The organism is Heminiphilus faecis, assembly GCF_008728965.1.
GTDB lineage: Bacteria > Bacteroidota > Bacteroidia > Bacteroidales > Muribaculaceae > Muribaculum > Muribaculum faecis.
Genome location: NZ_VSMC01000044.1, coordinates 1 through 7,628 on the forward strand (window position 1 = coordinate 1; position 7,628 = coordinate 7,628).

The window sequence follows — 7,628 nt, forward strand, 5'->3', positions numbered from 1 at the left end:
AAAATCTCTAATAACTCTTGTGTTAAGCGGTTAATGTTATTTGGGCCAAAAGGGTCAATCATATTATGGCCAAAGGGGTGAATTCTGTTTGGCCAAAAGGGTCAAAGTAGAGTGGCTTTTCCAAGTAGCGCCAACTGTTGATTAAATCGTAGAATTGTTCTCCTGATTAATTTTAAGGTCAGTTCTACGCCGAAATTTTATTATAGTGTTATCCCCGTTTGTGTTTGCTTGCCACCACATTACTGAACTGGTGAGTTTTGTTACTTTATAATAATAGTTTCCGGCCCAAGGATCTTCACTGTCAAGTTCACCCACTAAAGTCAAATCCAACAAAGGTTGATTGTTCTCCATATATCGGATACTCCAGTTGTATTCTTTGTCGAATAATGGTTTGCCGTTTGCTGTCAGATAATATGTGGTGATTTTTCCATAATGACCACCATAAGTCCCCTCAGTCAAATCAGGAGCGGCAGTTATATCGTAAATGCAGTTTCTTTCAGGAGTTTGCGAGACAACCTCCCATTGCCCGGCCAAAAGATTCAAGTCGATGATTTCCACATCATCCTCATCGCTGCAACCGGCAATGCCAAATGAAATAAGCGAGAGTAACAGTGAGAATAAAAACTTATTCATAATGAAGAGATTATTAGTTTAAGATAAAACGCCGAAATGCGCCTTTTATTGCGATACAGATGGCAGAATCGGACAAAGTACCTATTCGGTTAATGCCTCCATATCGCTACTAATGCACATAATTATTGTCTTTAATGGAGCATCCTGTGCAGTATATTGGATAGCCATAATTTCCTTCGATGTACGGATGTCTGAAATAATCATACAAGGCATCAAATTCAGTATGAAGTTCAGCGTTTTGGTCAATGGCTGAATTGGTAAGGAGAACGATTTGTGTATTTTTTAGGTTCTGTTTTTCAGTTCCAATCATAGATGGTCGAGATATAATGGCCCTGACTTCAGGATATGTCAAATCGCTGCCAATGACAAAATATGCAGTGGAGCCATAAGTTTAGACTTGAATCGGTGTTCCTGTCTATTATAAGGGTCGAGCTATCTGTGGTGCCGGTGTATACTCCAATATAATTTTGCAAGCAGAGGTGATGTGACTATCACCTTGCAAGCCTGCCGAGTCAGTAATAATATGCTTGCCATTTGCCGATTTATTATTGGCAGAACAGGTTGTAAAGGCGATTGCTACCCACAACATGATAAAAAATCTGAAAAATCCCATATATTTGTTTATTTATCTTATCCCAGCTTGTTGCGGAGTTTACGGACTTCGGTCTTTACAAAGCCCATAATCTCTTTCCCTAAAAGGAATTGTTCAGTGGCGAACCAATCGGGGTTGCCGTTGTCTTGCTGAGTATAATTTTTCTCGGAGTTGTCTATTGCATCCTGGAGACGTGCCGGGTCTCGTTGATAATCAAATCCACCTGCGATTTGTTTATTGACATACGCCTTGACAGATGGTTGTTTTTCAACATCTTCTCTATCCGGCCTGTCTGCATAGTGATGGTAATATAGCCATACTTCAAAGCAGGGGTTACTTTGCGCGACATTCCATGCCTCATACGGTTTAGCCTCGCTGTATTTCTCAGTTATCCGCGCGTTCATAGCCCTGCAGAAGTTTCTGAGAGGTGCTATCTTACCCTCTTTCTCCCATGAATCAGTGTCTATCGCAAACCATATTTTATCTTGTTGGAGATAGTCAATCGTATGTTTTCTTGTATCGCCAAGCAAGATACGCTCGGCAAGCTCCATCAGTTTCAAGGGGTCTGTGCCTTCTTCAGGAGGTATGACAATCAATTCAAGATTGGAGGACAATCCTTCAAAAAAGCCGAAATAGTCAGGCTCAGAGCCTTTCCCCTCACAGACTATATAGATCTTGCTGGCATCTTTGGTCGGCTCACTCTTGCTGTAATCTTTCCTGCGTGTAATCATATCACCATTTCAGATCAGAAAGGTTAGACAGGAACGGTATGCCTCCATAGCGGCCATTGAGATAACCGTTCTCGATGTTCGCGGTCTTGTGGATATTATAGTCGCTCAACGGATAAAGCTGTGTTGACTGGTCAACATCCTTCTGAGCGAACCATATCTCATCGGGGCGGAAAATGGATTGGTCAAGCAGACAACTCTCATGTGTGGTGAATATTATCTGACCTTTGGCATCACGGTTCTCCGATATTTTACTCATGAGAGTCTTTATCATTATTGGATGTATGCTCCTTTCTATCTCATCTACAACGAACACATTGTCACGTTTGAGAATGGCATAAAGCAGAGGCATATATTCTATAAGCCTACGTGTGCCGTCAGACTCCATATCCATTTTCATCTCCACATCATCACCATTATAATTGGTGTGTACGGCAATAAGTGTCTTTATATAAGGCACGCCATCCTCGACAACGATGTTTGAAATCTCATTGTTATGCGTCTCCATAAGCATCTGTGGTGTGCCTGGATGCTCTTTAGCGGCGTTGATAGCCTTTGTCATGGTAGTGTTGCCACGCACTTCATCCTCATTCAGAATCTCTTTGCGGACACCAAGTTTGGTTATGCCCGTTTTAAGTTCCGGCATGATTGAATTTACGAGTTCCGCAAACTCACTGTCTCCGTCAAGCACATGGGGAAGATAGCCTATCCGCATAGTTGGCAGTACAACCTGCAATCGTCTGATCCAGTCGTATGCCTCCTTTACAGCCGGTAATTCTTCGGGGTAATACTTACCGAAGAATGACAGGGCGAGCATATCCGGACGCACAATCCTGTTCATCGCGTTCATAAAGACCTCGATGAAATCATCCTTGCCACCGGGACGCAAATAATCGCCGGAAACATTTATGTCATTATCCTTACGGCTGAATATCCTTATGTCTTTACTTTTCTGACTGAGAAGCAATTCCTCCTCAAATACTTCCTGACGGTTGAAACGCAGATGATAATAGAATATCTTGCCCTCGGTAAAGAACTCGACAGCAAGTTCAGACGGAGTATTCTTTCCGTTCTCATCAAGTTTGAAATAGAGATCTTCGGCAATATCCGCCTCGCCCATCTTCTCGGCCCCGACCAATGATTTGAGCAAGGCGATACATTTGAGTAGGTTGCTTTTGCCCGCACCGTTTGCTCCATATATGGCACTCATACGCAATGCGGTCACATAACCACAGTCCATTTTGTGCCATTCGTGGCTATGGCTCTTGCTTGACGGGAAAGTGTTGAACTCAACCGCGTTCTTAAACGACATGACATTTTCTGCTGCGAATCGTAGTAGCATGGCTTATTCCGTTTGTTATTCACGGCAAAGATAGCAAAATATATCCATTTACACAAGCTATTGCCGATTAAAACATTATATTCAGTTAAATTTTAACGTAATTATTGCAAACTTGGTTCATTCAAAGCTGACGGAGCACCCTTATCACTGCACGGATATAGCCCGGATCTTCGGCATAGCCAATCTTTTTCAACCATAGCAGATAATTTCCGCCCTTATATCTATATTGTACTTTTGTGTAATATGCTTTGACCGATTCAGTCCAGTGGTTGAACTCATAGTATTTGCCTGTGCGTGGATTGGTAAGCCCGAAAAGATTGTGCTTGTTGCGGCAGACCGGGGATTTGAACCAGCCTGTTTCAAGTATTGCCTGTGCCAATACTATCTTCGGATATTTTATGCCGTTCTTTTCAATCTCGGCAATCAGATTTTTAATGGTGAGAGGGGGCAAATTATCAGCGGCAGCTACTTCCTCACATGATTTTCTCACCATGCCAGCATTGCGAAATGCAATTTGTATAGAGTCAGGATATTTCACTGTCATAGCCAATTCTCTACTCTCTGTATATCCCACGTTTTCAGGTTCTTTGGTATTCACTACGGCTGGAGGAGCCTCAATCGGTGTCTCTTTTGTGATTGTATGAAACTGAGCCATTGACACAGAGGGAACTGCAATCATGGCTACTGTAATGAGAAATGTGTCCAAAGTGCTCATGTACGAAATTCTTGTAAAATAATTTTGTCATCGGCAAGTGGTTGACACCACGAAATTAACCCCCAATAATAAACCGCATGAACAATTCGGACACAAATTTTTCAAATCAGTTACCTTTCGAGCAGTTGGCAAAACTCGGGCTCGACCGTGAAAAGGTTGAGAAATTGCCACAGGAGGTAAAGGAGAAGCTGATTAACGGAGAAGTGACACCTCTTATGGAGGTCACGTTACCGGCCGGGAATGGCATGGTTATCTCATTACCCCTCAAACTCCAGCTCGCCGCTGATAAAGACGGCAATCCCACGCTGATCGCATATCCCGTGCAGCGTGAACTGTCGGTTGACAGAAACAACGAGCTTCGCCTGTCGCAACAGGAACTTGACGCACTGCGCCGTGGCGACGTGTTGCAGAAAGCCATCGACATCAACGGCGAGAAGACTCAGCAGTATCTCCAGCTCGACCCGGAAACGAAGTCAATCATCCACCGCCGCATAACCGAGGTGCAGATTGAGCAGAAGTTGAAGGACATGGAAAAGGTCAACGACATCGAGCTTGGCTCCCAGCAGAAACAGCAGGCACGCGAAGGCAAGCCGGTGGAACTGTCGGTAGGCGGCGAAAAGGTATCGGTCGGCATAGACCTCAAAGAGCCTCAGGGCTTCAAGGTCGTAAAAGGCGACCTCAAGGAATGGGAGCGACAGCAGAAACTCCGCTATGACGAGCAGCACCCCGAATATCTCGGACTGGTAATGACCGACAAGAACCGCTGGGAATATCAGAAAGTTGTCGAGAATGATTCTAAGGAACGTGCCATCAGCCTCGACCCCACGCAGAAAGAGGAACGGAAATCCGGACTAAAGAGATGATTGAATGATCTCACAAAAGACAAAGATGGAACGGATGTCAACCGAGTACAACAGATTGAAAGCAATACATCCCGATTCTATCATACTATTCGATACAGAAAAAGGCTATGAACTGTTCGGGCAAGATATTGAGGTCGGCAAGAAAATACTGAACCTTGATACTAACCATTTTGCTCCTGAGCTTATGGAAGATTATCTGTTCATGCTTGTCAAGAGCGGTAAACATATAATTATCAACGATGAAATAGATGTGTATGAAACAAAACTGAATAGCAAACAAGAAGCACATAACCCCATAGATAATACCGATATGCCAAGAAAAAAGAAAGAGAAGACTCCCCAGGAGGAGCTTGTAAAGACCACAAAGAGCGCGGTCGATGAAACGACCCCGAAAGAGAAAAAATCAGAATCCCAATCCGCCACCCAGGGCGAAGCCGCCGAGCGCAAGCCCCGTGAGCCTCAGATGGTGACGGTCAACGGCGACAAGGTGACACACGGCCACGCATACCAGAGCAAGACCAACCCGGAGGACTGGTATTTCACCGCCAAGATCAACGGCGAACAACTGAAGCCTCAGAAGATGGATCCGGCTGACCTCGTCGCCTATAAGGAGAAGGAACTCACCGTGCCGCAGCTAATGGAACGCTACTATCCCACGAAACTTATGCCGAGGGTGCCGGATGTAGCCTATCAAGTGGCAAATGTGCTGCCCGGACCCGGCGGAAACCTGACCATAGACAAGTTCAATGTCTATAAGGAGACCGACGAGACCCGCGCCGACTACGGCAAGTATAAGTTCTACGCACAGGTGGGAGACAAGAAGATGTCAACAACTGCCTCACGCGAGGACCTGAACGCATACTTCGACCGCGTGGCAACTCCCGGACAGCTTGTGGAGCGCAACTTCGGCGACCGTCTGCACCTGCAATCCCACTACGAGCAGTTCAGGCTCCCGGAGGGCATCGACCCCAAGGGTATCCGTGTCGCAAAGGACAAGGAAGATGGAAAGTGGAAGGTGTCGGCCGACCTCGGCGACGGACGTGGACGCACTTCCCGTCAGGAGCTGTCCTTCGACGACGGCTATTCGCTTTTCAAGACGAAGACCGCCACACGCGAGCAGATAGCCGCAAAATATCTCACTGAGGAGATAAGCACCAAACTCGCCGCTCCGCTATCTATGGAGAAATCAGCCTCCATGAAAATGTAAAACCGTTTCCCCACAACACTTAAAAGAATACCACTATGGCAAAATTAGAATATGACGAACTTGTGCAGCTCCTTCAGGACGGTACAATAGGCTTCCTCCGCTTCATGCTTGAAAGCGATAATGCGGAGTCCTACCTCGAATGGTGCGAGCTTCATGGCATCGAACCCTCTGAAGAATCCGCCGAGTTCTACTACGACGAGACCGAGATTGACATGATGGAGCGTCAGCTGATAGATGACGAGGATTATGGCATCTGGAACTAACGGCGCGTCCAACAGTTCAGGCCAGCAGGCTCTCGACCGCTTCGCCCAGATGATGATCGAGCGTATGGAGAAGATGAAGGGCTCGGACTGGGAGAAGGGCTGGATTGGCGGAGCCTCCTCCGCCGGCCTGCCCCAGAACATCATGGGGCGCAACTACTCCGGCTCAAACTCCTTCTTTCTCCAGTTGCACACTGCGGCGCAAGGCTACGAGCTTCCAGTGTTCCTCACATTCAAGCAGGCACACAACTTCAAGGCCCATGTCCTCAAAGGAGAGAAAGCCTTTCCGGTGATATACTGGGACATGATGGTGCGAGACAAGGACGGCAAGAGAATATCCTCCGACGAGTACCGAGCCATGAGCCGTGACGAGCGTAAAAATCTTGACGTGATACCCTTTGTCAAGGCGTTCCCGGTTTACAACATCGACCAGACCAATTTCCGTGAGGCACAGCCTGAGAGGGTGCAGAAACTACTCGACCGCTTCAAGGTGCCTGAAATGCGTGACACACAGGGTATGTACGCCCACGGGGCACTCGACCGCATGGTTGCCGAGCAGACATGGCTCTGCCCCATACAGGCCGACCGCAAGGAGAGCGGCGCGTATTATTCCCCCTCGCGTGATATTGTGGTGCTTCCCATGAAGCAGCAGTTCAACAAGGGCGCGACTCCGGAGGACATATACCGCGACGGCATGGAGTTCTACTCGACCATGCTACACGAAATGACGCACTCCACCATGACACCCGAAAGGCTCAACCGTGAGGCGGGCGCGAAGTTCGGCGACCCGAAATATGCGAAAGAGGAACTGGTGGCCGAGCTTACAGCGGCCATGATAAGCCACTCTATGGGCTTCGACTCAAAAGTCACCGACAACTCGGCGGCCTACCTCGATTCATGGATAGGCGCGCTCCGGCAGGAGCCGAAGTTCATCGTGTCGGTGATGGCCGATGTCAACAAGGCTTCGGAAATGATACTCGACCGTGTGGACGCACAGCGCATATCGCTCGGCGAACAGCCTTATCTGGCGAAGAACGACCCTCTGATGGCTCCTTTGGAGGACGAGATATGCCCGTTCAGGAACGCTGCCATAATCAAGACCCGCTCCGGCGACTTCGCCCTGCGTGCCTCATACAACGGTGTCGATCTCGGTGTGAAGCCTATGGAAAAGCCACTCTACTTTGACCCTTTTGGCCAAACAGAATTCACCCCTTTGGCCATAATATGATTGACCCTTTTGGCCCAAATAACATTAACCGCTTAACACAAGAGTTATTAGAGATTTTTT

General features: G+C 47.2%; 8 protein-coding genes. 4 read left to right on the top strand and 4 right to left on the bottom strand.

Translation table 11 applies throughout. From position 1 onward, the window contains the following. Positions 1–141: 141 nt before the first annotated feature. The 4 genes from FW767_RS12485 to FW767_RS12500 all read right to left on the bottom strand — a co-directional run bounded on the left by FW767_RS12485 (position 142) and on the right by FW767_RS12500 (position 4,010). On the bottom strand, positions 142–633 hold the full coding sequence (locus tag FW767_RS12485) for a hypothetical protein (protein WP_123398948.1): 492 nt from the start codon (positions 631–633) through the stop codon (positions 142–144). Between the two features lie 630 nt (positions 634–1,263). Further along, positions 1,264–1,956 (bottom strand): RloB family protein, encoded by a 693-nt coding sequence (locus FW767_RS12490; RefSeq protein ID WP_123398947.1) that lies wholly within the window; start codon positions 1,954–1,956, stop codon positions 1,264–1,266. Between the two features lies 1 nt (position 1,957). Beyond that, on the bottom strand, positions 1,958–3,295 hold the full coding sequence (locus tag FW767_RS12495) for an AAA family ATPase (RefSeq protein ID WP_123398946.1): 1,338 nt from the start codon (positions 3,293–3,295) through the stop codon (positions 1,958–1,960). Positions 3,296–3,416: 121 nt separating this feature from the next. Next, complete coding sequence (locus tag FW767_RS12500) at positions 3,417–4,010, bottom strand: glucosaminidase domain-containing protein (protein ID WP_228449123.1); 594 nt, start codon at positions 4,008–4,010, stop codon at positions 3,417–3,419. A 77-nt stretch (positions 4,011–4,087) separates the two neighbouring features. On the opposite strand from FW767_RS12500, the gene FW767_RS12505 reads away from it, so the two are divergent. From FW767_RS12505 to FW767_RS12520, 4 genes are read left to right on the top strand one after another with little or no spacing between them, the layout of a single operon-like run. Further along, positions 4,088–4,873, top strand: a complete 786-nt coding sequence (locus FW767_RS12505) for a DUF4099 domain-containing protein (protein ID WP_123398945.1) — start codon at positions 4,088–4,090, stop codon at positions 4,871–4,873. Positions 4,874–4,898: 25 nt separating this feature from the next. Next, positions 4,899–6,080, top strand: coding sequence for a MutS N-terminal domain-containing protein (locus tag FW767_RS12510; protein ID WP_228449122.1), 1,182 nt, complete (start codon positions 4,899–4,901; stop codon positions 6,078–6,080). Positions 6,081–6,115: 35 nt separating this feature from the next. Then, on the top strand, positions 6,116–6,343 hold the full coding sequence (locus tag FW767_RS12515) for a hypothetical protein (RefSeq protein WP_123398943.1): 228 nt from the start codon (positions 6,116–6,118) through the stop codon (positions 6,341–6,343). Continuing rightward, entirely contained in the window at positions 6,327–7,568 is a 1,242-nt protein-coding gene (locus tag FW767_RS12520; RefSeq protein WP_235898126.1) for an ArdC family protein, read from the top strand. The genes FW767_RS12515 and FW767_RS12520 overlap by 17 nt, the downstream gene beginning before the upstream one ends. Positions 7,569–7,628 lie beyond the last annotated feature (60 nt).

Excerpts from the sequence above, each read along its gene's own strand:
- FW767_RS12485 (WP_123398948.1), bottom strand. The coding sequence starts at position 633 with ATGAATAAGTTTTTATTCTCACTGTTACTCTCGCTTATTTCATTTGGC.
- FW767_RS12490 (WP_123398947.1), bottom strand. The coding sequence starts at position 1,956 with ATGATTACACGCAGGAAAGATTACAGCAAGAGTGAGCCGACCAAAGAT.
- FW767_RS12495 (WP_123398946.1), bottom strand. The coding sequence starts at position 3,295 with ATGCTACTACGATTCGCAGCAGAAAATGTCATGTCGTTTAAGAACGCG.
- FW767_RS12500 (WP_228449123.1), bottom strand. The coding sequence starts at position 4,010 with ATGAGCACTTTGGACACATTTCTCATTACAGTAGCCATGATTGCAGTT.
- FW767_RS12505 (WP_123398945.1), top strand. The coding sequence starts at position 4,088 with ATGAACAATTCGGACACAAATTTTTCAAATCAGTTACCTTTCGAGCAG.
- FW767_RS12510 (WP_228449122.1), top strand. The coding sequence starts at position 4,899 with ATGGAACGGATGTCAACCGAGTACAACAGATTGAAAGCAATACATCCC.
- FW767_RS12515 (WP_123398943.1), top strand. The coding sequence starts at position 6,116 with ATGGCAAAATTAGAATATGACGAACTTGTGCAGCTCCTTCAGGACGGT.
- FW767_RS12520 (WP_235898126.1), top strand. The coding sequence starts at position 6,327 with ATGGCATCTGGAACTAACGGCGCGTCCAACAGTTCAGGCCAGCAGGCT.